The following is a 21,824-nucleotide window of genomic DNA, read 5'->3' as shown; positions in this document are numbered from 1 at the left end:
CTGACACATATTTTTCGTGACATGGACGTAACCACTTGAAAAGACACTAAAGAAGCCAGCGGTTACCATATGGCTAACGTAATAATATAGACCCGAGGCAGGGCAGACATCGAGCGGCGACAACAACGAGTCCGATGTCATGACGATGCAGTTCGTGTTCAGTTCGGACGAATACCCTGAGTATACGAATTCCATTTACAACGACATGGCTGGCGTCTGGATCAACGAAACGCACGTGCCGCTGTCAATCGCGCGCAACGGCACTACCATTAATTCTGTCAACCTGACCGATAACATTAACCTCTTCAACGATAACACCAACGATCAGTTCAACATCGAGATGGAGGGTTTTACTGTCACGTTGACACTGACGATTCTGGTGAACAGGGCCCTGGTCGAGAGTTTTGACGCCTCTGCGGTGCTGGAAGCGCCAGCGTTGATCAAAAGTTCAATTCTTGCGGCTAAGGAGCCGTGTCTGCAGCGTCCCCGTCATCGTCAACTTCGTCGCCTTCAAAGAACGGCGTCATCTGCGCGACGATCACGCTGTTTTCGTCCAAGGCGCGCTGCATTAGTTCGCGTTCTTCATCGGCGATCTCATGTCCTTCAGCGAGGCGTTCTTCAAGCGTCCCGTAGCCTGACACGTCAAGGGGCGCCACATCTGCCTGTTTCAGAATGGCGACGGTTTCACGCACGGCCTCAGCCTCATCTATACCGGAGGCATAGATCATCAGCGCGGCACCTGTGCTGTCTTTGGGAAGCCCGTCACCAACTTTACGGCCAACCTCAACGAGCAAAGTAAACACCTGCTGGCGCGAGGGCTTTTTCTTTTTGGGTTTGGCATCGGATGAATCAGTCATGGCAGTGGCCGTAACGCCCGTCATGCGCGCCGTCAATGTCTGCGCAATCTAGGGGGCAAATCAACCAGACACTTCTGCGCTTGCGCGAGGATGGCACTTATAGAGAGCGGGTCATGACATGGTTTGGCAATCAGAACCGTTAGGATCCTGCATCGTCGTCGTTAAACCGTGATTTAGCCGCCCAGAGGGACGAAAAGATCAGCACCGCTTGGGTGGGGATAAACCCGATCGCAAGGAGCGCTGTCACCGTGGCCCAGACCGGGAAATTGAACGTCTCGGTCAGGGATTGAAACGGGCGAAAGAGCAAGAGAAACGCGGCAATTAGGCAGGCTGCATCAAAGGCGACAGGTGCCCACGCCGCGCCCCACGTGGGACGGACCCCCGCCGCGATACGACGCTTGGCGAGGGTCCGGCTGACTATCATTGGCGCATTTCACTAAGTTGAATCATCAATCCCGCAGCAATTCGTTAATTCCAGTCTTGGAACGGGTCTTTGCATCGACGCGTTTGACGATGACCGCGCAGTACAAGTTGACGTTGTTTTTAGACGGCATGGAGCCTGCAACGACGACGGAATAGGGCGGCACTTCGCCGTAGAAGACTTCGCCAGTTTCGCGGTCCACGATTTTGGTGGATTGGCCGATGAACACGCCCATGCCAAGCACGGAGCCTTCGCGGATGATGCAACCTTCGACGACTTCAGAACGCGCGCCGATGAAACAATTGTCTTCAATGATGGTCGGACCGGCCTGCATTGGTTCCAGAACGCCGCCGATACCGACACCACCAGATAGGTGCACGTTCTTGCCGATTTGCGCACATGATCCGACTGTCGCCCAGCCATCCACCATTGAGCCTTCGTCAACATAGGCACCGAGGTTCACGAACGACGGCATCAAGACCACGCCTTTGCCGATGAACGCCGAGCGGCGCACGATTGATCCGGGAACGGCGCGAAAGCCCGCGTCGCGCCATTGATTTTCACCCCAGCCGTCGAATTTAGAAGGGACCTTGTCCCACCACGTGGTGCCGCCGTTGCCACCCGAAATCGGTTCCATATCATTCAGACGGAACGACAACAGCACCGCCTTTTTTGCCCATTGGTTTACATGCCAGTCGCCATTTTCGCGCCGTTCAGCGACACGCAGCTTACCGGAATCCAGCGCTGTCAGCGTGTCGGTAATCGCGTCGCGAACCTCACCCTTCGTCGCGACGGTAATGGTATCGCGCACGTCCCATGCGGATTCGATTGCGGTTTCGAGTTGTGCGTTGGACATGATCTGACCTCTTTAGGTGGAATGCGTTCGGGGCGGCATAGCGTGATGGCGCGCTTTGGGCAATTCAATTGGGCCTAGAAGGCTTATCCCTTTTAGTCCGGTTGCCCCACATGTTGACGCGGCGCAGAACCTCGCCCTTGTGGCTTGAGAGGCGGATCGGATCAGTTTGTAACATCTGGTGGGTTTATGGGGCGTGGCTTTTGCCGTGAACAAGGGCCTTCAGGCGCGCTGTTCAACAAAATCACGATATGTCGCTGGGCCAATACCAACACCGATCCCCAGCAGCGTGTCGAAGGCGCTTCGCATGTGTCGCCGTCGGTTCCAGCGGAACACAAATTCGTCGAGATAGCGTTGCAGATGGCATTTTCTGAGGCCGTGGAAGACGCCTTTTGCCCACGTTTTTAGGTTGGAGAACACGCGGTGGACCCAGTGGAGTATGTCATGTGCCTTCTTGCCGCTGACGACCTTCGCCTCATGCGTGTTTGCAGGGGGATTTTCGTAACCTAGCCAGCCATCCGTGATGACGTGAGCGCCAGGCTCTACAGCCTGACCAATGAACCCGTGTAGCGTCTTTGATGCGCCGTCGGGAATGTGTTTCATCCTGATACGGCGCGGATGTCCGTCTCTTGATAACTCGACGGCGCAGACGACAAACATCTTTCCGACCGGGCTCCGCCCACCCTTTGGCCGGTCCTCGGGATCATGCCGGGACCGGAACGGAATCTCTGTTTCATCGATCTCGACAAGGTCTTTCAGGGGGTTGCGGTCAGGGTTGACCATCGACCGCCGCAGCTTTTGCAAGAGGAGCCACGCCGTCTTGTAGCTGCCAAGGCCAAGTTGCGCCTGAAGTTGCAGCGCTGACATGCCGTTGGAATGGCTGGTGATGATGTGCGCGGCAAGAAACCAAATTCGCAACGGCAAATGGCTGCTGTGCATCACCGTGCCAGCCGTCACGGATGTCTGCCGTGCGCAACCGGCACATTCCCAAGTCGCGCGATTTCGCTTTAACGGCCAGCCCTTGCAGGTGCCACAGGAAGGACACACAAAGCCCTCAGGCCAACGATGTTCCGCCAGATAATGCGAACACGCTTCCTCATCAGAAAACCTGGCGTCGAACGCCAGGCGGGACATGGGTTTGTCGTTTTTCCATCTGGCTGGCATGGGTAGAACAATACAAGAACATTGTAGATTGGCAAGCCGCTTCACACTACATCAGGTGCCGCCGGAGCAAAGGGGATAAGCCTTTGGGCCTAGATTGGAATCGGGGCTGGGTTTGCACCACACAGCAGGATCGCGACCTTTTCGCCTTTGGCAGGGACATAGGCCGCCGACGTGATCGCGGCGAGGGCCGCAGCGCCCGCCGGTTCGACCAGTTGGCGCAAGTTTTGCCAAAGCATTTTTTGCGCAAAGGCAATCGCTGGGTCGGGGATCAGCAGGGTTTGCAGATCGCGGTCTTTGGCAAGGTCATAGGCCAGCCGCCCGACGCGCTTTGCGCCCAGTGCGTTAGCACAGATGCCAGACACCTCAACGTCGGTTTCGGGGCCATGTTGCAGGGCGGCGTGCATGGAATTGGTTGTTTCGGATTCAACACCGATGATTTTGCGATCCTTGAACCACGCCATCGCGCCACCAATCAGCCCACCGCCGCCAATGGCGATGATGATCGTGTCCGCGTCGAGCCCCTGCGCATCCCATTCTTGGAAACAGGTCCCCTGCCCTGCAAGGGTTGCGGGCGCGTTGTAGGGGTGAATGTCGAGCGCGCCGGTGGCGACCTGATGCGCCTTTGCGGCAGTAGCGGCATCAGCGTAGGCGCCCGCCACGACATGTAGGGTGGCACCGGTTTGGCGGATCACGTCAATTTTGGCAGGGCCCGCGAATTCAGGGACAAAAATATGTGCGTCGTGGCCAAGCGTTTTAGCGGCGTAGGCAACAGCAGCGCCATGATTACCGCCCGATGCGGCAACGATACCGGCAGGCGGCACATCCGCTGTCAGCAGCGAATTGAACGCGCCGCGTGCTTTGAACGAGCCGGTGATTTGCGTATGTTCAAACTTGAATTGTAATGGCAAGCCGAACGCGTCTGAGCGCATGACAGGGGTCACATGCACACGACCTGCAATGCGGGTCGCAGCGGCGTTTATATCGGTTCGCGTCACCGTATTTTCTTGGGTCATGGCGGGCCTTCGGTCATTGGACAATGTCCGCCCAACCTGCCACTAAAATGCCAAGCCCAACAAGGAGCATATCAATGAAAGTCGATAACCGTCGCCACCCGTTCCGCGACAGTCAGCAAGACAGCGAAGAGGCGCGCCATGTGCCAGACACGCCGCAAACCCGATCACCTGCCTATGCGCTGGCGTTTGCGGACCCCGAATTCCTGTGCCGTGACGAATTGCGGCCCGTGCGGTTGCAGTTGGAATTGTTAAAACCGGAATTGATGCTGGACGAACAAGGGATCGTGTCCACCGTCGTGATGTTCGGCGGCGCGCGGATACCGGAGCCAGCCAAGAAGGACACCGCGCGAACCAAGACGCTGGCGGACCTGTCGAAATACTATGACGAGGCACGTAAGTTTGCGAAGTTGGTGACGCAAATGGGCGGCGCCGGTGAAAACGTGATTGTCACGGGCGGCGGACCCGGTGTGATGGAGGCAGGCAACCGCGGTGCTTTGGACGCAGGGGGGCGATCCATCGGGTTGAACATCGTGCTGCCGCACGAACAGGCCCCGAACGAATACGTCACACCCGAACTGAGTTTCAATTTCCATTACTTTGCGATTCGCAAAATGCATTTCTTGATGCGCGCCAAGGCGATCACCGTGTTTCCAGGTGGCTTTGGCACGCTGGACGAAACATTCGAGGCGCTGACGCTGATCCAGACAGGTCGGATGGAGCGCGTGCCGTTTTTGCTGTTCGGTCGCGCGTTTTGGGAAAGCATCATCAATTGGGATGCTCTGTCTGAGTCGGGCACGATTTCGCAGGACGATCTTGCATTGTTCAAGTTTGTGGAAACCGCTGAAGAGGCTGTGGACGCGCTGGAGAGCTGGGAAGGTGCGGGCGAAAAGCGCGGGGTCATTCCGGGGCGTTAGGCGTTTTGCGCGATGGGGTCAGACAGCACGCTGTCGCACAGCCAGCGATGTGCATTATTCGGGAACGGACCGCTGAAGCGTTTCATAAATTTTGAATAGCTGCGTCCCAGATTGCACAGCTTGACCGACGCCAGCGTCACGCGTGAGAGCCAAGTATCGCCAAAGTTCGATAATTAACCTTAAAGCCCCGCCTCAGCATCGATCTGTTTGCGCGATTTGCGGGACCGTTCAGTCGCCGACTTCAACTGCCCACAGGCGGCCATGATGTCTTCGCCGCGCGGTCTGCGGATCGGCGATGCGTAGCCTGCGTTGTAGATGATATCCGCAAATGCTTTGATGCGATCCGCGTCAGAGCGTTTGTAGGGCGCACCGGGCCATTCGTTGAACGGGATCAGGTTGATCTTGGCGGGGATGCCTTCGATCAGTTTCACGAGGCGACGCGCGTCTTCGTCTGAATCATTGACGTCTTTCAGCATCACGTATTCGAACGTGATGCGTTCGGAGTTGGAGACTTTTGGATAAGCGGCCAACGCTTCTAGCAGCTTTTCAAGGTTCCACTTTTTGTTGATCGGCACCAGCTTGTCGCGAATTTCGTCCGTGGTTCCATGGAACGAAATGGCAAGCATGCAGCCGATTTCATCCGCAGTCCGGTGAATTTCTGGCACAACACCGGACGTCGACAGCGTGATGCGGCGGCGCGACAGCGCGATGCCCTCACCGTCCATCGCGATCTTCATCGCATCACGGACATTTTCAAAATTATACAGCGGCTCACCCATGCCCATCAGCACGATGTTGGACAAAAGACGCGGGCCGTTTTCGCCCGTGCCCTGACCGGGTTCAGGCCATTCGTTCAGATCATCGCGCGCCAGCATAACTTGGCCGATAATTTCACCCGCCGTCAGGTTACGGACCAGTTTTTGCGTGCCCGTGTGACAGAACGAACAGGTCAGCGTGCAGCCGACCTGGCTTGAAATACACAGCGTGCCGCGATCTTTTTCGGGGATATAAACCACCTCGACCTCATGGCCGCCCGCGATGCGCACAAGGTATTTGCGGGTGCCATCCGTGGACACGTCTTTGGTGACAACTTCGGGTAGTTCGATCTTGAAATGTTCCGCCAGTGTCGTACGAAAATCTTTGGACAAGTTCGTCATCACTTCGAAATCGCGCACGCCCCAATGGTACAGCCATTGCCAGACTTGGTTGACCCGCATCTTGGCCTGTTTTTCTGTCACCCCAACGCCAATCAGCGCATCGCGCAACTGATCGCGCGTCAGGCCGACAATGTTCAAAGGGCCGCCAGTCGGCAGCACGCGTTTGATCGTCATGACGTCTTGGGTGATGGGCGCTTGCGGCTGCATGAGAATCGGCTCCGATACGATGCGTGAACTATATTGGGGCGTATATAAGATAGCTCTTCATAACACAAAGGGCCGGCATCCAAAGAAAACCAGCCCTTCTAATTCTATTGACGACACGTTTTAGCTGGAACAGCGGTTCGCAGCTTCTTCGACGCCAGCGGTAAAGCCCAGCAGTGAGAACGTGTCGAGGGTGACTGTGCCACGGCCCGAACGTGCCGTAACGGCTGCCGACGATCCGCGTTTCATCGCCGCGACAATGCGTGCGTCATCTTCGGATGTTGCGGGCCAAGCCCATTCGCCTTCGGTGAACAAATCATACGTGGTGCCACCAATATCAAGCTCGGCTGTCGATCCACTCGCGAACGGATAGCCGCCCGTGAACGTCACTTGGCCGTTCACGCCAGCACCCGGACGATAGAATACAAACAACAAGACCTCACCGCGGCGCACAGATACAACCTGCCCATCGCGGGAGTTCACGGTTTCCTTGGGCGCGGAGACCGCCCAACATTCAGTCGGGTTGCCTTCGACGAAGACGGACCAGTCGGTGTTGGCTGCGACGCGGTTTGAACTTTCCTCCTGCGCAATTGCAGACGTGGCTAATGTTGCTGTGGCGGTCACAAGGGCGATCGCGCCAAGCGCGTGCGAAATCTTTGAAATCATAATTACAGCCTCCAAGCTGTGCGTGCCTCTGGTTGCTCTTTATAGCGCAGCACCTCTGGTGGATACCTTTTCGGCTAGATAGAGCGGTTTCAACTCGATACTTACGTCAATAGCAAGATTTTGCCCAAATGGGAAAGCCTTTGGTCACATATTTTTACGCATGACGCCGTGCAAACGTCATAAATTTGGGGAAAACCATGTCTGATCCAGTCGATTTTGTTGAGCTTTGGCGCGGTGGGATGCTGGAAAGCGTCCATTGTGGACACGCAATTGTAGTAGATGAGGCAGGTGAGATTGTGCAGGCGTGGGGTGATCCGCATGCCGTGATCTACCCGCGCAGTTCGGCAAAAATGTTGCAAGCCTTGCCGATGGTGGAAAGTGGTGTGGCGGATCGATTCGGGCTAAGCCCGCAGCTGTTGGCGCTATCTTGCGCGTCCCATTCTGCGGCAGCGATCCATACAGATAAGGTTCAGGCGTGGCTGCGCTATCTAGAACTGGGTGATGATGCGTTCAGATGTGGCCCCAACTGGCCGATGGACACAACCGCGCGCAACGCGATGATCAAATCGGACGCGACGCCCTGCCGGTATCACAACGAATGTTCAGGTAAGCATTGTGGCTTTCTGACAATGACAAAGGCGAACGGCTGGGGGCCTGACTATATAGAGGTCGATCACCCGCTTCAGGTTCTGATCAAACGCACCATAGAAGAAGTCACCGGAGAGGATAGCCCAGCATGGGGTATCGACGGCTGTTCGGCGCCAAATTTCGCCACAAGCCTGCTTGGGATGGGCCGGGCGATGGCAAAGTATGCCTGCGCGGACGACGCCACGACGCGCGGCGCCGCGATGGTGCGGCTGCGCGATGCGATGATGGCGCATCCAGAATTGGTGGCGAACGACGACCGTGCATGTACGCAGTTGATGCGCGCCGCGAATGGACAAGGAGCATTCAAAACGGGCGCCGAAGGTTATTTCGTCGCAATTCTGCCCGAAAAGCGTCTGGGCGTGGCACTGAAAATAGTCGACGGGTCGCAGCGCGCACGGGACTGCGCAATCGCGTCGATCCTGTGCCGCTTGGGCGTTTTGGACAAAGATGATCCCGTTGTGAATTCCTACCGCAACCCCGACGTGGTGAATTTCGCAGGGCTGATCACAGGGGATATCCGACCCAGCGCCGCGATTGCCTAGACGAATTCGGTTTTCGCGTAGCCTTGGATATAAAGAAGCGCCGTTAAATCGCCGTGATTGATTCGCACGTCGCACTGAGCCGCAACAGATGGTTTGGCATGAAGTGCGACACCTGTGCCTGCGGCCTCTAGCATCCCAAGGTCATTGGCCCCGTCACCGACTGCGATAACATCCGCTTGGCCGATACCGATGCGCGCGGTAATTTCTTCGAGCGCTTGAACCTTGGCGGCTTTGCCAAGGATCGGGTGGCCAACATCGCCGGTCAGTTTGCCGTCTTTAATCAGCAGCGTATTGGCGCGGTCTTCGCCAAATCCGAGGTGCGCAGACACCTGCGCGGTAAATGCCGTAAATCCGCCTGACACCAAAGCCGCGTGAGCACCGTTTGCCTTCATCGTTGCAAGCAGCGTGGCACCGCCGGGCATATAGGTGATGCGCTGCGCCAGCACCTTGCCGATAACCGCTTCGTCTAAACCGCGCAGCAGTCCGACCCGTTCAATCAAAGCCGCCTCAAAATCCAGCTCTCCGTTCATGGCGCGGGCGGTGATGTCGGCCACGTGCGCACCAACGCCTGCTTCATCAGCAAGCTCGTCAATGCATTCCTGCTGAATCATCGTGCTGTCCATATCGGCGAGCAACATCGACTTGCGGCGGCCATTCAGCGGCTGACACACCAAATCGACACCCATCTCTTGCGCGTCCACCCACACATCCCACAGGTTCGCAGGTTTGCTATCAACCGCAAACTCAGCCGCCTCATCCGCGGCGAGCCACTGCGCAGATTGCCCCCCCCACGCATTGCGCAGGTTTTCCACCAACGCAGGCTGCAAACCAGCGGGCTTCGCGATAAGTGTTATGACGAACATATTTGTACCTCCGGTTGCCACCAAAAACCCCGCTTACCCAAAAACCGCAACCCTCCCTCTTCATCTTGGCAAAAAAACTCACTTCGCAGACAGCGTCATGCGCTGTCGTCGTTGTTAGATATTAGACCAACCTTCGCCCCAGTCTTGTTCCGCTTAGGTCCCGATCTCTCAACTCATTTATGCCGCCTTTCGTTCGAAGGCTACGCCTTGCCCGGTAGAGGTTTTCTGGGGGCCACATTGACAGCTAGCAACTGTATCTTTTAACGACGGCTGCTGCGGCACGTGATGTTCTAAGCGGCTCTCGTAGCAAGATTACAATCCTGTCCTCAGAGTCTTCGCTGACCGTTTGCGAGACACCGGAAAGCCGCACAAAGTCATCGTCACCGCCGTGGCTCAAAACTTGTGACAATTGTAAACGCGCTTTGCAAATCACGACAAATGTGGGCTGCACCCGCTCGTTGAGAGATGCAGTTGCTAGTTGGCCGAATGCTGCGGCATGGGTGATGTCAGCGAATTTGGAAATGATCGCCGCACCCATCCCGCCCAGCATCCGTTCTGTACAAAAAACCGTAATGTTTCGGGCGCGTTTTAATGACCCGTATCGGGAAACCAGAAGTCGAGCACGTCAGTTGGTGAATAGACCATTGGTGAGGAAGCCGCTGCCATTTCGGACGCTCAAAATTACCGGGGGGTACTGGGTCATCATCGCCATGAGACCGAGATCGCTTTGAATGGCCTCAGGATTGTGGGCCATCAATTCGCGCAGAAAAGCGCGTTCTGCTAGGGCGTCATCTCTCTCTGAAATCACTTCAGTTGCAGATTTAGTTCTAGCCGCGCCAAAGCTCCACTTCAGATTGGAAAGATTGGACGTTGGGAATGTAAGTGTCATCATGCGATCCTCTAATTGGCGTTAAATTTAGCCTAAAGACTGGTGAATTGTGCCGGTATCCACCTTAACGTTGTGCTGCTCTACAAAAATGAACAGCGTTTTTCAGAACTGGTCAGACGTGCGCGTTTTCCTTGCGGTATTGCGCGCTGGTTCTACCTTGGCGGCCTCAAAAGAACTGGGAATGGCACAGCCGACAGTCGCACGACGGATCGAAGCGTTAGAGCACACGCTTGGAGTGACGTTGTTTGAGCGGAACACCCAAGGATTTCGACCGACACCCGATGCGCAGGCACTGGTCTGGAGTGCCGAAGCAATTGAGCAGGCGGCCAAAGTATTGGACATGAAGGCCGGCCGGTTAGCGTCTGCCAAATGCCGCACCATTCGGATTACAGCGGTGGTAGACGCATTTAATCCACGGCTTTCAGCAATCCTCGAAGGTTTTGTCGAGAGCTATGGAAATGTAAACTTTGAGTTGATCCCCAGTGATGATACCATCGACATATCTGGTGGAGACGTTGATGTCGCGATTAGATGAACAAACATGAAAATAGACGATCCATCGTTTATTTGTCGGAAGTTGACTATGGCAGGTCTTTCATTATTTGCGTCAAAATCTTACGCGGCTAAATCCGATCTGCCAAATTCGGAAACAGATTTGGATGGACACAGGTACCTGGTTTTTGGCGGCAGCTTGCCGATAGCCTGATCAGTAAATGGCTACTTCAACGCAACGATTCCGTTCAGATTGCCATGACTTGCCAAGATTTTAAGGCCATGGAGATCGCCGTACAAATGGGTTCAGGTATAGGCATTCTACCGACGCGGTTCATGCGGACTGACGACACGCTCGTCCAGTGTTTTGAGTTACCCGAAGATTTGGGATCGACCGTATGGCTATTGTTGAACCCCTCCGCTTACCGCAGGCCCGAGGTCAAAGCGTTTACGGCATTCTTTGCGCCGCGATACAGTGCGCTTTTTCGAGAAGACTAGGGGTCAAATCCCTGTAAGGCCCACCTTTAGATGGGCCCAACGACCGCTTCTGGGTAATATATTACAACGCTGCATAATTGGGTCAGCACCTTGAACTTTCCTTAGCGCTGATTGAGATCGAAAATGCTGCGGGCGCATCGGCCAGGTTTGTCCGCCGGAGAGGCTGAGTGAAAACTCCCCTGCTTTTCCCCAATTATGGTATAGTTTCTGTACTCGATACGGAGGTTGCTCATGACGCAGTTCATCGAAGGTTTAGACCGTCAGCAGACGATCTTGCTGCCCGAACATCTCGACGATTATGTTGATGAGAACAGTCCCGTCCGTGCCATTGATGCTTTTGCCGACATGCTGGATTTAGCGGTGCTTGGCTTCAACGCACAGCCTGCCGCCACTGGTTGGCCCGGCTACCATCCGGGGCTGATGCTGCGAATTTATCTCTCCGGATATCTCAATCAAGTGCAGTCATCGCGTCGTTTGGAACGAGAGTGCGGTCGCAATCTAGAGCTCATTTGGCTGACGGGCCGGCTGAAGCCGGACTTCAAGACGATTGCCGACTTCCGCAAAGATAACGGTCCTGTGATCCGCAAGGTGTGTCAGCAGTTCGTGGCTTTGTGCCGCAATATGGATCTGCTTGATGGGGGCGTGGTCGCCATCGATGGCAGTCGGTTCAAGGCGGTAAATTCCAAGGCCAAGAATTATACGCGCGGCAAGCTGCGCCAGAAGTTGGGTGAGATCGATAAAACCATTGAGCGATACTTGGGTGAATTGGATCGCGCCGATGAGGTGTTCGAGCAAACTGGCACAATGGCTGCCGGAAGCACGCATGGAACGCATGGAACGCACCCTGAGGAAGCAGGAACACCAGCAAAAGGAAGCCGTGCGCTACAGATCAATTGAACAGCAGATGGACAAGACGGGCGAAACACAGGTCTCATTCAGCGACCCAGATGCCAGATCAATGACAACAACGGCGCGCATGCCACGTATTGTAGGCTACAATGTTCAAACGGCTGTCGAGGCTGATAACCACCTGATCGTTGCGCACGACGTCACCATGCTTGGCTTTGATCGCGACGCTTTGTCGATGATGGCTGTTGCGGCGCGCGATGCCATGACGACGGACGCTCATAGCAATCGTCCCCTCTCATGCATGTAAACATGCACTGCCGGGCAGTGGATAAGGGATATTACAAGGGTGAGGAAATTGTTGCCAGTGAAGCGGCCGGCATCTCGGTCGTTGTCCCGAAGCCGATGACCCCAAATGCTGCAGCGCGCGGTCAATTTGATAAAGCTGACTTTGCATATGACCGCGATCTGGACGTGTATGTGTGTCCTGCAGGGGAACATCTGACATACAGATTTACCGGTCAGCAAGACGGCAAAGCGATCAAATCATCCTGGTCAGGAGCATGCGCTGATTGCGTCCTCAAAGCCAAATGCACAACAGGCAAAGAGCGGCGTGTCCGCCGTTGGGAGCTCGAAGATGTACTGGCGAGGGTCCAAGACCGGTCAGACGCAGATCCAGCGCAACTGGCTGTCCGTAGCATGACCGTCGAGCATCCCTACGGCACGATCAAATCTTGGATTGGAGCGACGCACTTCAAGATGCGGACCCTCAAAAAGGTGGCGGCGGAGATGGCGATGCATGTGCTGGCCCACAATATGACCCGCATCATGAACATAATGGGCATTCCAGCGATGATTGCGGCCATGAAGGCGTAAAAGGCCGCAGTCGGCTTCAATTTAGCCCGGAAACGTCGGGATGTGCCTAGAATGGCCCTGACCCGCCTCCATAATCCAACATGGGAGCTGAAAAGACGATCCCGACCCGTAATGCAGCTGAACGCCAAAAGCGCTCCGGTGTACCACCATCAACCGAGCTTCCACACAGCCTCCGGACAAAGCTGCCGTAGATTTTAGAGGTTTTAAAGTCGCGCAAGCCACCTTGTAGTTCCCGGAAACAGCCGTCCAAATTCTATATGAACACGTAGAACCCACGGAAAAACAATGCGGTGTTTTGGGCGTTCTGCCAATTTAGCCAATTGTATCGCACAAGCTTGAGGGGTCAACGTTGGCACAGTTTTTTCAAGTATTGGCATTTTGTCCAAAACGCCCGGATTGTTGTCGAAGTATGGCGAATTGATCTTCCCAAAAATTGCATGACAGCTGCGGACACCAGTTCCCACCAAATCCTGTGCAAGCGCCTCGTGAAATCCTTGTAAGGCCGCACGTGCGGCGGCATATCCAACACTCGACGGCCAAGCCACCAAACACGCTGGTGAGTTTACATTGATAATGACCCCACTCTTTCGATCCAACATGCCTCGTAAAAATGCACGCGTTACAAAAAATGCTGCGTAATACGGGGCTTGCATCATGGTGATTACTTCGCTCGGTTCCGTATCCAGCACAGTCTTCCATTGCCCAGCACCGGCGCAATGCACAATCACGTCGGGCACTCCATGGCTGTCCACCACACGCTTGGCCATTGCTTCGACCGCTTTGTAGTCTGAAGCATCGCAGGGTTCCGGAAAGGCCAACTCACCGATCTCGTTTCCAAGAGATTGAAGCTGATCTGCAGAGCGGGCGACAAGGATGACCTTTGAACCGTCTTTCGCAAATTCCCGCGCTGTTGCCGCACCAACTCCGCTAGATGCGCCAGTAATTAGAATTAGCTTCAAAGCAAGTACCTCAAATACGAAATCGCCGATTCTGTCACAGTGCAGTCTGAAACAATTCAGTCAAGTCCATGGGATTCCTGGAAATTCCTAATTCAATTTGAACCAAGCCAAAAATGTGATTTCTACGAAAGTCATATTGGGCTCAAGGCCGCCGTTAACACGAAAGCCAATTTTCGCGTCAGACTTTCAAAACAATCTTTCCGATGTGTTCGCTACTTTCCATGCGCGCGTGGGCTGCACTTGCGTCCGCCAACGCAAATTCCTGATCCATCACCGGCGCAACTTTACCTGAGCTGAGGAGCGGCCAGACCTGCGCTTTCAACTGCCGCGCAATCTCCGCCTTCGCCAGATCGGACTGGGGCCGCAGCGTCGACCCAGTGATCGTCAGGCGGCGCATCATCAGGTGGGCAAAGTTAAGCTCGATCTTGGGACCTTGCAGGAACGCGATCTGAACCAAGCGGCCATCGTCGCACAGCGCGCGCACGTTGCGCGGCAGATAGTCGCCGCCAATCATATCAAGGATCAGGTTTGCACCGCCTAGCGCCTTAACGTCATCAACAAAATCCACCTCACGGTAATTCATCGCAACCTCAGCCCCGAGGTCCAGACACGCGCGGCATTTGGCGTCCGATCCAGCGGTGGTGAACACGCGGGCGCCAAATGCATTCGCCAACTGGATCGCCGTTGTGCCAATGCCGGATGATCCGCCATGGACCAAGAACCGCTCCCCCGCTTGCAACCCGCCCCGCATGAACACGTTGGACCAGACAGTGAAGAACGTTTCGGGCAGGCAGGCGGCCTGTTTCAGGGTCAACCCATCGGGAACAGGCAGACAATGGGCGGCAGGGGTCACGACTTCTTCGGCATATCCGCCACCAGGCAACAACGCGCAAACCGCGTCGCCGACAGCCCAATCAGTTACGCCAGCACCGATTGCACTGATTTCACCAGCAGCCTCCAACCCGGGCAGCGGGCTTGCCCCTTTAGGTGGGTTATACATCCCAGCACGTTGCAACGCGTCGGGGCGGTTCACACCGGCATATGCGACCTTGATTCGCACTTGCCCGAAAGCGGGTTCTGGCATCGGCGCGTCGATGGGCACTAGAACCTCTGGCCCACCAACTTTGGCGATTTCAACGGCTTTCATCGCGGTGTTTTCCATGAACCCGGTAAATCACTGGCTGGGGCACTTGGCGCTTTGACACACGATGTCAGCTGGGCCAGCGCCGCGGAAAAGGGCTTGAGCAGCGGGTTTTTGTTGACCGCAGCCTTGAAGCTTTCGAACTGCATAACGTTTTCAATCCGACGATCAATGAAATCGGTGGTCGCTTGGCCATCATCGTTGTCGTCACCAAGCCAATAGAGCACGACAGACCCATACACAGCCGATAGCGTCGCGCGTTTGGTATACCAATTGATGTCGTCAGACGTATCGCCGAGTGCCGTCCAGATCGCGTCCGCCGTTCCCCAGATCAGCTTGGAGCCCTCAGGCGCCATATGCGGCAGGGCAAACAGCACAGAACCACGCCGCACGGCTTCTTTGTCGTTCACCGCATCAAGGCGCAATCGCACGGCATGGGCGACCTTATCGCGAAACCGCATATCGCTGAAATCAGAAGATGAAAGCGCGCTAACCATCGCCGCGTCGCCCTGTGTGTGGAGCAGCACAGCCAGATCGATGGCACCACGCGGACAGACGTCACGGGCTTGCGCCAACGACAATCCACATTCATCGACGGCAGCGATAAACGCGCCATCAGACCAGCCATCAAAGGCCACATGAGGCAGGATGGCATCCAGCAAAGTAAGGGCACGAGGATCAGGTAACGGTGTCATATCAAGCTCCATTTCAGGCGTTCACGTCATACTAACGCACTTTGCGATCAACTTGAATCGCTCGTTCGTTGCCTCCAACTTTGCGCAAACGCGCGAAGCGATAAGGAGACAAGGGAGCGCCACAAAGCACAGTAGACAATGTAGGGTCGGATTGCTACATAGCGACTTCCTGCAACTTATTGCAAATCCAACTTAGAGAGGTGGTGAAAACCACATGCAGGTTAGTGTTCGTGACAACAACGTCGATCAGGCGCTTCGTGCCCTGAAGAAAAAGCTCCAGCGTGAAGGCGTTTTTCGTGAGATGAAGCTTAAGCAAGCTTTTGAGAAACCGTCTGAGAAAAAGGCGCGCGAGAAGGCCGAGGCCATTCGCCGTCAGCGCAAGCTGGCTCGGAAGAAGCTCGAGCGTGAGGGGATGGTCTAAGACATTTTGCATTTACTGAAGGTCTGATCGCAATACGCGTTCGACTGGAAGGAAAGGCAGCGAATTTCGGTTCACTGCAATGCAATGTGTCTTAGCACCCCCTGATAACGTTTTAATAAGGAAAGCCCCCGTACCTTTCGCTGACGCATTCCGGCTTTTGGGACACAGAACTGACGCCTACCAAGTTTTTGCTTGGTAGGCGTTTGATTTTACAGATCATTTAGAGATAGGAGATACTAAGAGTTGCGGGAGAAGTGTCCCGCGACCACACATTGCAAAAAATGTCCAAAAGGTTTCCGTTTCATCCGAAACGACCAACATCTCTTTCGGCTTTGGAGGCCATCTTGACGAAACGACAGATAGGAAATCTGATGGTCAAGAGTGTGCCACAACTAAACTTGCGTGAAGTTTATCCCGCAGTGTCCGAAGAAATCAACCTCAATACTTGTGGTGATGTCGATTGCGACAACGACGGTGTTGCTCCGGATTTTTCGCTACCCACCTTCAAGGGCCGCAATGCTACTCAACGCAAACTTCTCGCATCAATAAAGCTGCCAGCCCTTGCGACCGGCAAAGGCATATACACGCTCGACGGTGATGATAAGGCGTCGAGGGTATCCCAGGTTTTCGAGTATCAGGGCGATCCGCACGCTTGGGATGACGGGAGAAATCTCATTTGCCATCATCAAAAGGGAAACCGAACCTGCGAGGTATCGTTTAATATTTTCTCGAATGAACATCTCCTCGACGAAATCGACAGGCTGATGACACAGAATGGACTACTTGAAGGGCCAGTCTGTGGGTGTTGTGGCGCTCGGTATCTGGATGCACCGGACGAGTTTATCTTCAATGGAACGCACGGCAAACTCGCGCCCGCGCGTAGAGGGAAGCGGCCGAAGCCTTCTGGATTCCGGATCATTCATAAACCCTGTAAAGGGCAGCCCGGTGCGCGTATCTCCGTTTCCCTGGACCATCAGGCACAAAAGAAGAAGAGCGATAATGGTGCGCCTGCTCAGGGAGTTGGTCAATGGCGCAAGTATCAACGACCTCCAACGCCTTTTGTCGGACCCCGATACGGGCAAGAAATGCGGTGTGAGCCGTATTTACAGTCGTATTTTCTTTTTGGAAAAGATCCTGCTCGCGTTTGAGCGCGCGAAACTGCAAGATTGGAAAGCTAAGGAAGACGCATCCGACCGGTTCAGCCATATGCGCATCGCGCACGATGATGTGGTCATTTCAGTAAACTGGGAAAGTCGGTTTGATCGCCGCCTGACGCCTCTTCACTGCTCGGTCAGCGCAGACATCCGCAGTGGATATGTCTTCCGGATTGATGCCAACTTCGACCCGCGTGTCGATCCTGCTGCTTTCTTCGAAGAGCACTACCTCGATGTTGCCGGCCAGCCCCGCAATATCCGTAAACAATACACCCAGAAGTCTGGCAAGGTCGTGAGCGCCCCATTGCTTCACTTCCAAAGGCCGAGCGGTAGGTTTGATGAGGCCGCGTTCTTTGCCAGCGCCGAGAGTAGCTGGCGGGTTTTTGAGGAAAAGTTGAAGAAGGCCTATGAGGAAGACATTTCTTGCGGCATTGATCTGCCCGATGATGTTCAGCAAGGTCTTTGGGAATCAGGTGCGCGACGCCGGGTTCTCAATGAGATCCGCAACGGATACTTCGGCCTTGTAGATACCAACCGCGATCACCGCGGCAGTTTCAAGGGGGTAGTCGTTAAACAGACCTATACAAAGGCTGCGCACCTTGCGTGCCTGCGAAAGATGCTGCCAGATGGCAAGATTACCCTGGTTGGCGAACAAGAAGCTGCGATGGTGCGAGTTGTCCCTCACATTTTCCGAGACTTGATTAGGGAGGACAAGTTCGAATGGTTTGTGATGTCCTTCGACAAGGAAGCTTCTACGCCAACGAACCAAAGCCGTATCAAAAAATTCGAAAAGGCGTTCGAGGAGTTTGGTGAGATTCAGACGCGGATTGTAGGCGAAGAGCTTCCGAGATGGGAGCTATTGAGACGGTTCTGCGCAGCAGGGCTAATGCCAGCAGTGAAGACTGATAGCCAGGACGCGGTGCATCCTTTTCCGATCGCCAACTTTCAATCTGCCCAGTTCCCACAGTTCTGGGCCAGCTCGCCTGTCCAGCATTACGGTGAGACCGAAAAGACGGTGGGCTTTCCAGTGCTCCGGTCAAAATAGCGAAAGCGTTTGAAATCGGTAGGCTTCGATCAAAAGATAGCTGATGACGATCTAAGGGAGGCGCTCGCTCGTCGTGTGTTGAACACCACAATCCAGCCTGTATGAACCGCTTTTATGAACTCTGTGCGGAGCCGGATCAGTCCAACCGCGCGGGCAGGTGGGCGCGGCAGTCGAAACGGTCCCAGCTACATAAACGGCGCAGTATTTAATCCTGCTAGCTTGGTCGCCCTGCTCAATATCTATCGCGTGTATTACAACTGGTTCGAGACACGGCAGTATGTAGCGTCTGGGTCGTCGGGGCAGGGCACAACCGAGGTGGCCCAAGGTGTCTCTACAGTGCGGGTTCCTGGATCGTCCAAATCCCTGAAAGTCCCGAAGCGGCGAACCGCCGCGCCGGTAATGCGGACCCCGGCGATGCGGCTGGGTGCCGACAATCCAAAGAACAAGGCACCTGATCCACGCAGGATCTTTTATCGACCTTGGTTGTTCCACGGCACACCGCTTTGGAGAAAGTTCGAGACACGGTAATGGCTTTCTCAATCAAGAGGCCCCCGCGAAATAAATCGCGAAAGCCTCTATGTGTCCCAAAAGCCGGAATGCGTCAACCTTTCGGCGCGGGGGTTTTTCTTTGTTTTCTGGCTCGAAAGGTGCACCTTAAAGCACCGATCTGGGCTTGTTTATGCGATACCCGCAAGACGCAGGATAACCATGACAACAACGACAAGACCGACGATATAAAGAATGTTCCGCATTTTCTAATTCCTTCTTTTCATGTTCGAAACTCTAACGCGTCAAGTCACGCGATGGTTTCCGTTTTTCGCAGGTGGTAAACCATAGTGGCCAAAGTCCGCGACTGGCACAGGACTGGCGATGGGACAATCTTTCGGTGCCACCAGCAGTGTGCTATGCCTTATACCACATAAGTCATCAGAGACCGAATATGGCCACGCTCGCTTACCTGCTCATCGCGCTGATCGCCCTTCTACACATCTACACCATGCGGTCTGAGATGTTCGCGTGGGAAACCCGTGGGCCGAAAGTCTTTCGCACTCTGCCCACCGATATGTTCCCCAAAACCAAGGCAATGGCTGCCAATCAGGGGCTCTATAGTGGGTTTCTGGCCGCTGGCCTGATCTGGTCCCTGCTGGTCAGCGGTCCGATGTAGTCACAGAACGTCGCGCTGTTCTTCCTGACCTGCGTTTTTATCGAGGGTCTTTATGGTGCCACAACCGTAACCAAACGGATTTTGTATGTGCAAACGATGCCGTCTAGACTGGCGATTATCGCACTGCTTATCTCTTAAACCGGCAGTGCCGTTGTCTGGCGCACAGTCCGCAGCGCAAACGAGCTTTGCATCCCTTGGACACCAGGGAGGCTGGCCAGATACCGTCGGTGGATACGTGCGAAATCCTCGGCATCTTCTGCCACAACTTTCAGCAAATAATCCGCCTGCCCCGCCATCAGATGACATTCCAGAACGTCAGGAATTCGGGCAACCGATTTCTCGAATGCGTCCAGCACATCGTCAGCTTGCGCACGCAAAGTAATCTCAACAAACACAATGGTTTTGCGATCAACTTTGCGCGGATTCACCAGCGCGACATAGCCGGATATGAACCCGTCTTTTTCAAGCCGCTGCACCCGTCGATGGCAGGCTGAGGGCGAAAGATTCACCTTCTCTGACAATTCAGCATTTGAGAGGCGGCCTTGTCGTTGCAGCGCATTCAAAAGGCGGCGATCCGTTTCATCTAGGTCCATGCGCAAAATTCTCCCGCTTTTTACCGCATGTTGCGGAATTCATTGTGACTACTAGCGCTAACACGCCAAAGATTACCAGTTCTTTCCACCCAAACGGCGCGAATGTTCCATCAGGAAGAGGAGATACATATGCACATCGGTTGCCCCAAAGAGATCAAACCACAAGAATTCCGCGTCGGTCTAACCCCCAACGCAGCCCGCGAAGCCGTCGTTCACGGCCACACAGTGTCTATTGAAACACAGGCCGGTATCGGCGCTGGATTTACCGACGAAGACTACGTCGATGCAGGTGCGGCGATTATCGCCACTGCGGTAGAAATCTTTGCCGCTGCCGACATGATTGTAAAGGTTAAGGAACCCCAGCCCGTTGAACGTAAAATGCTGCGCGAGGGACAGTTGCTGTTTACTTATTTGCACCTCGCACCCGACCCAGAACAGACCAAAGACCTGATGGCGTCAGGATGCACTGCGATTGCTTATGAAACGGTGACGGACGCGAACGGTGGCTTACCGCTGCTCGCGCCGATGTCCGAAGTTGCGGGTCGTTTGGCGCCACAAGTCGGCAGCTGGACCTTGCAAAAGGCAAACGGCGGACGCGGCGTTTTGATGGGCGGCGTCCCCGGTGTTGGCCCCGCGCGGGTCGTCGTGATCGGTGGCGGTGTTGTTGGCACGCATGCCGCGCGGGTCGCCGCAGGCATGGGCGCAGATGTGACGGTGTTGGATCGTTCACTACCAAGAATGCGCTACCTTGACGATGTTTTCGCGCGTGATTTCAAGACGATGTATGCCAGCGCGGGCAACACAATCGAAATGGTTCGCGAAGCCGATATGGTCATCGGTGCGGTCCTGATCCCCGGTGCGGCAGCGCCGAAACTGATCAGCCGCGCACAACTGTCCGAGATGAAACAGGGTGCTGTAATTGTCGATGTCGCCATCGACCAAGGCGGCTGCTTTGAAACATCCAAAGCCACTACGCACCAAGATCCGATCTATGACGTCGACGGGATCATGCATTATTGCGTGGCGAACATGCCTGGTGCGGTTGCGCGCACGTCAACGATTGCGCTGGGCAATGCAACCATGCCGTTCATGCTGGCCCTTGCCAACAAAGGCTGGCGTCAAGCCTGCGAAGACGATGCGCATCTGCTGAATGGTCTGAACGTCCATGCAGGACAGCTGACCTATTACGCAGTAGGCAAGGCGCTGGGGATAGACGTGTTGTCGCCGCAGCTAGCGCTAAAGGTCTGAACGAATAAAGGCCCGCCATGTCGGGCGGGCCTTTGACACATCCGAACCGGATGTTTATTTCTTCAATGCAGCCAAGATATTCGTCAGCAGTTCTTCTTGCGTCGGGCCAGCTGGCGCTGCTGGTGCTTTTTCTTCAGCTTTCTTCAGCTTATTGACGTTGCGAACCAGCATAAACACGACAAACGCAATGATGACGAAGTTGATAATCGCCATGATGAAACGGCCATAGGCGAATACGGCTGCGCCTGCTTCGTTGGCGGCTTCTATCGTTGCGTAATCGCCGCGCAGATTGATGAACAATCCGCCAAAATCAACGCCGCCCATGACCAGGCTGATGATTGGGTTGATGATATCGGCAACAAGGCTGCCAACGATTGCAGTAAACGCTGCACCGATGATGATACCAACGGCCATGTCCATGACATTTCCTTTGGCAATGAAGTCTTTGAATTCTTTTATCATTTTTCTGTGCCAATGATTCTACAGCACATTGGCTTTTA

Annotated in this window: 24 protein-coding genes and 3 pseudogenes; 12 read left to right on the top strand and 15 right to left on the bottom strand. The window is 54.8% G+C overall.

Annotated features, from left to right (window positions below; translation table 11 throughout):
- Window positions 1-139: 139 nt before the first annotated feature.
- Window positions 140-370, top strand: a pseudogene (locus tag OAN307_RS25805) (choice-of-anchor L domain-containing protein); the annotation flags it as partial.
- 91 nt (window positions 371-461) lie between these two features.
- Here the strand turns inward: OAN307_RS25805 and OAN307_RS02180 are convergent.
- The 5 genes from OAN307_RS02180 to OAN307_RS02160 all read right to left on the bottom strand — a co-directional run bounded on the left by OAN307_RS02180 (window position 462) and on the right by OAN307_RS02160 (window position 4,308).
- The gene (locus OAN307_RS02180) at window positions 462-857 is read right to left on the bottom strand and encodes a hypothetical protein (RefSeq protein WP_015498225.1); all 396 of its coding nucleotides are present in this window, start codon (window positions 855-857) and stop codon (window positions 462-464) included.
- 139 nt (window positions 858-996) lie between these two features.
- Window positions 997-1,281, bottom strand: a complete 285-nt coding sequence (locus OAN307_RS02175; protein ID WP_015498224.1) for a hypothetical protein — start codon at window positions 1,279-1,281, stop codon at window positions 997-999.
- 25 nt (window positions 1,282-1,306) lie between these two features.
- A complete protein-coding gene (gene dapD / locus OAN307_RS02170) occupies window positions 1,307-2,134 on the bottom strand; it encodes a 2,3,4,5-tetrahydropyridine-2,6-dicarboxylate N-succinyltransferase (RefSeq protein ID WP_015498223.1) in 828 nt (275 codons plus the stop codon).
- A 219-nt stretch (window positions 2,135-2,353) separates the two neighbouring features.
- The gene (locus OAN307_RS02165; RefSeq protein WP_015498222.1) at window positions 2,354-3,295 is read right to left on the bottom strand and encodes an IS1595-like element ISOan10 family transposase; all 942 of its coding nucleotides are present in this window, start codon (window positions 3,293-3,295) and stop codon (window positions 2,354-2,356) included.
- An 89-nt stretch (window positions 3,296-3,384) separates the two neighbouring features.
- Window positions 3,385-4,308, bottom strand: coding sequence for a serine/threonine dehydratase (locus OAN307_RS02160; protein ID WP_015498221.1), 924 nt, complete (start codon window positions 4,306-4,308; stop codon window positions 3,385-3,387).
- Window positions 4,309-4,382: 74 nt separating this feature from the next.
- On the opposite strand from OAN307_RS02160, the gene OAN307_RS02155 reads away from it, so the two are divergent.
- Complete coding sequence (locus OAN307_RS02155; protein ID WP_015498220.1) at window positions 4,383-5,222, top strand: LOG family protein; 840 nt, start codon at window positions 4,383-4,385, stop codon at window positions 5,220-5,222.
- A gap of 179 nt (window positions 5,223-5,401) precedes the next feature.
- Here the strand turns inward: OAN307_RS02155 and rlmN are convergent, their stop codons facing one another.
- Window positions 5,402-6,586 (bottom strand): 23S rRNA (adenine(2503)-C(2))-methyltransferase RlmN, encoded by a 1,185-nt coding sequence (rlmN, locus tag OAN307_RS02150; protein WP_015498219.1) that lies wholly within the window; start codon window positions 6,584-6,586, stop codon window positions 5,402-5,404.
- Between the two features lie 120 nt (window positions 6,587-6,706).
- Entirely contained in the window at window positions 6,707-7,249 is a 543-nt protein-coding gene (locus tag OAN307_RS02145) for an invasion associated locus B family protein (RefSeq protein ID WP_015498218.1), read from the bottom strand.
- Between the two features lie 197 nt (window positions 7,250-7,446).
- Between OAN307_RS02145 and OAN307_RS02140 the strand changes: the two genes are divergently transcribed.
- A complete protein-coding gene (locus OAN307_RS02140) occupies window positions 7,447-8,439 on the top strand; it encodes an asparaginase (RefSeq protein ID WP_015498217.1) in 993 nt (330 codons plus the stop codon).
- Here OAN307_RS02140 and serB read toward each other — a convergent pair.
- From serB to OAN307_RS02125, 3 genes are all read right to left on the bottom strand, one after another.
- The gene (gene serB / locus OAN307_RS02135; protein WP_015498216.1) at window positions 8,436-9,302 is read right to left on the bottom strand and encodes a phosphoserine phosphatase SerB; all 867 of its coding nucleotides are present in this window, start codon (window positions 9,300-9,302) and stop codon (window positions 8,436-8,438) included. The genes OAN307_RS02140 and serB overlap by 4 nt on opposite strands.
- Before the next feature lie 244 nt (window positions 9,303-9,546).
- Window positions 9,547-9,852: a hypothetical protein gene (locus OAN307_RS02130; protein WP_015498215.1), complete on the bottom strand. Its 306-nt coding sequence runs from the start codon at window positions 9,850-9,852 to the stop codon at window positions 9,547-9,549.
- Window positions 9,853-9,927: 75 nt separating this feature from the next.
- Window positions 9,928-10,194, bottom strand: coding sequence for a hypothetical protein (locus OAN307_RS02125; RefSeq protein WP_044043051.1), 267 nt, complete (start codon window positions 10,192-10,194; stop codon window positions 9,928-9,930).
- Between the two features lie 85 nt (window positions 10,195-10,279).
- Here OAN307_RS02125 and OAN307_RS02120 point away from each other — a divergent pair, with 85 nt between their 5' ends.
- The 3 genes and pseudogenes from OAN307_RS02120 (at window position 10,280) to OAN307_RS02110 (ending at window position 12,903) form a co-directional block, all read left to right on the top strand.
- A complete protein-coding gene (locus OAN307_RS02120; protein WP_051067940.1) occupies window positions 10,280-10,726 on the top strand; it encodes a LysR family transcriptional regulator in 447 nt (148 codons plus the stop codon).
- A 92-nt stretch (window positions 10,727-10,818) separates the two neighbouring features.
- Window positions 10,819-11,181 (top strand): LysR substrate-binding domain-containing protein, encoded by a 363-nt coding sequence (locus OAN307_RS31105; protein WP_083902901.1) that lies wholly within the window; start codon window positions 10,819-10,821, stop codon window positions 11,179-11,181.
- Between the two features lie 231 nt (window positions 11,182-11,412).
- Window positions 11,413-12,903: pseudogene (locus tag OAN307_RS02110) on the top strand (IS1182 family transposase).
- Between the two features lie 203 nt (window positions 12,904-13,106).
- Here OAN307_RS02110 and OAN307_RS02105 read toward each other — a convergent pair.
- The 3 genes from OAN307_RS02105 to OAN307_RS02095 form a co-directional block, all read right to left on the bottom strand.
- Complete coding sequence (locus tag OAN307_RS02105; protein WP_015498213.1) at window positions 13,107-13,862, bottom strand: SDR family NAD(P)-dependent oxidoreductase; 756 nt, start codon at window positions 13,860-13,862, stop codon at window positions 13,107-13,109.
- Between the two features lie 178 nt (window positions 13,863-14,040).
- A complete protein-coding gene (locus OAN307_RS02100) occupies window positions 14,041-15,009 on the bottom strand; it encodes an NAD(P)H-quinone oxidoreductase (protein WP_015498212.1) in 969 nt (322 codons plus the stop codon).
- On the bottom strand, window positions 15,006-15,698 hold the full coding sequence (locus tag OAN307_RS02095) for a COQ9 family protein (RefSeq protein ID WP_015498211.1): 693 nt from the start codon (window positions 15,696-15,698) through the stop codon (window positions 15,006-15,008). The genes OAN307_RS02100 and OAN307_RS02095 overlap by 4 nt, the downstream gene beginning before the upstream one ends.
- Before the next feature lie 214 nt (window positions 15,699-15,912).
- On the opposite strand from OAN307_RS02095, the gene rpsU reads away from it, so the two are divergent.
- From rpsU to OAN307_RS02080, 5 genes and pseudogenes are all read left to right on the top strand, one after another.
- On the top strand, window positions 15,913-16,119 hold the full coding sequence (rpsU, locus tag OAN307_RS02090; RefSeq protein WP_015498210.1) for a 30S ribosomal protein S21: 207 nt from the start codon (window positions 15,913-15,915) through the stop codon (window positions 16,117-16,119).
- A 344-nt stretch (window positions 16,120-16,463) separates the two neighbouring features.
- Window positions 16,464-17,267 (top strand): hypothetical protein, encoded by an 804-nt coding sequence (locus OAN307_RS29615; RefSeq protein WP_245540954.1) that lies wholly within the window; start codon window positions 16,464-16,466, stop codon window positions 17,265-17,267.
- Window positions 17,212-18,318: a hypothetical protein gene (locus OAN307_RS28735; protein WP_245540939.1), complete on the top strand. Its 1,107-nt coding sequence runs from the start codon at window positions 17,212-17,214 to the stop codon at window positions 18,316-18,318. Before OAN307_RS29615 ends, OAN307_RS28735 begins: the two co-directional genes overlap by 56 nt.
- 114 nt (window positions 18,319-18,432) lie before the next feature.
- Window positions 18,433-18,846 carry a hypothetical protein gene (locus OAN307_RS28730; RefSeq protein WP_187292515.1) on the top strand — a complete coding sequence of 138 codons (414 nt, stop codon included), beginning with the start codon at window positions 18,433-18,435 and terminating at the stop codon, window positions 18,844-18,846.
- Window positions 18,847-19,258: 412 nt separating this feature from the next.
- Window positions 19,259-19,621: pseudogene (locus OAN307_RS02080) on the top strand (DUF1304 domain-containing protein).
- On the opposite strand, the gene OAN307_RS02075 reads toward OAN307_RS02080, so the two are convergent.
- A complete protein-coding gene (locus tag OAN307_RS02075) occupies window positions 19,618-20,076 on the bottom strand; it encodes an Lrp/AsnC family transcriptional regulator (protein ID WP_015498208.1) in 459 nt (152 codons plus the stop codon). The pseudogene OAN307_RS02080 and the gene OAN307_RS02075 sit on opposite strands and share 4 nt — an antisense overlap.
- A 129-nt stretch (window positions 20,077-20,205) precedes the next feature.
- Here OAN307_RS02075 and ald point away from each other — a divergent pair, with 129 nt between their 5' ends.
- The gene (ald, locus tag OAN307_RS02070; RefSeq protein WP_015498207.1) at window positions 20,206-21,324 is read left to right on the top strand and encodes an alanine dehydrogenase; all 1,119 of its coding nucleotides are present in this window, start codon (window positions 20,206-20,208) and stop codon (window positions 21,322-21,324) included.
- 54 nt (window positions 21,325-21,378) lie between these two features.
- On the opposite strand, the gene mscL is transcribed toward ald, so the two are convergent.
- Window positions 21,379-21,786, bottom strand: coding sequence for a large conductance mechanosensitive channel protein MscL (gene mscL, locus OAN307_RS02065; protein WP_015498206.1), 408 nt, complete (start codon window positions 21,784-21,786; stop codon window positions 21,379-21,381).
- Between the last annotated feature and the right edge of the window lie 38 nt (window positions 21,787-21,824).

The sequence above is a fragment of the Octadecabacter antarcticus 307 genome, from assembly GCF_000155675.2.
Classification (GTDB): domain Bacteria; phylum Pseudomonadota; class Alphaproteobacteria; order Rhodobacterales; family Rhodobacteraceae; genus Octadecabacter; species Octadecabacter antarcticus.
The sequence above is the reverse complement of the archived record's forward strand: the minus strand, read 5'-3'. Positions and strand labels throughout refer to the sequence as shown.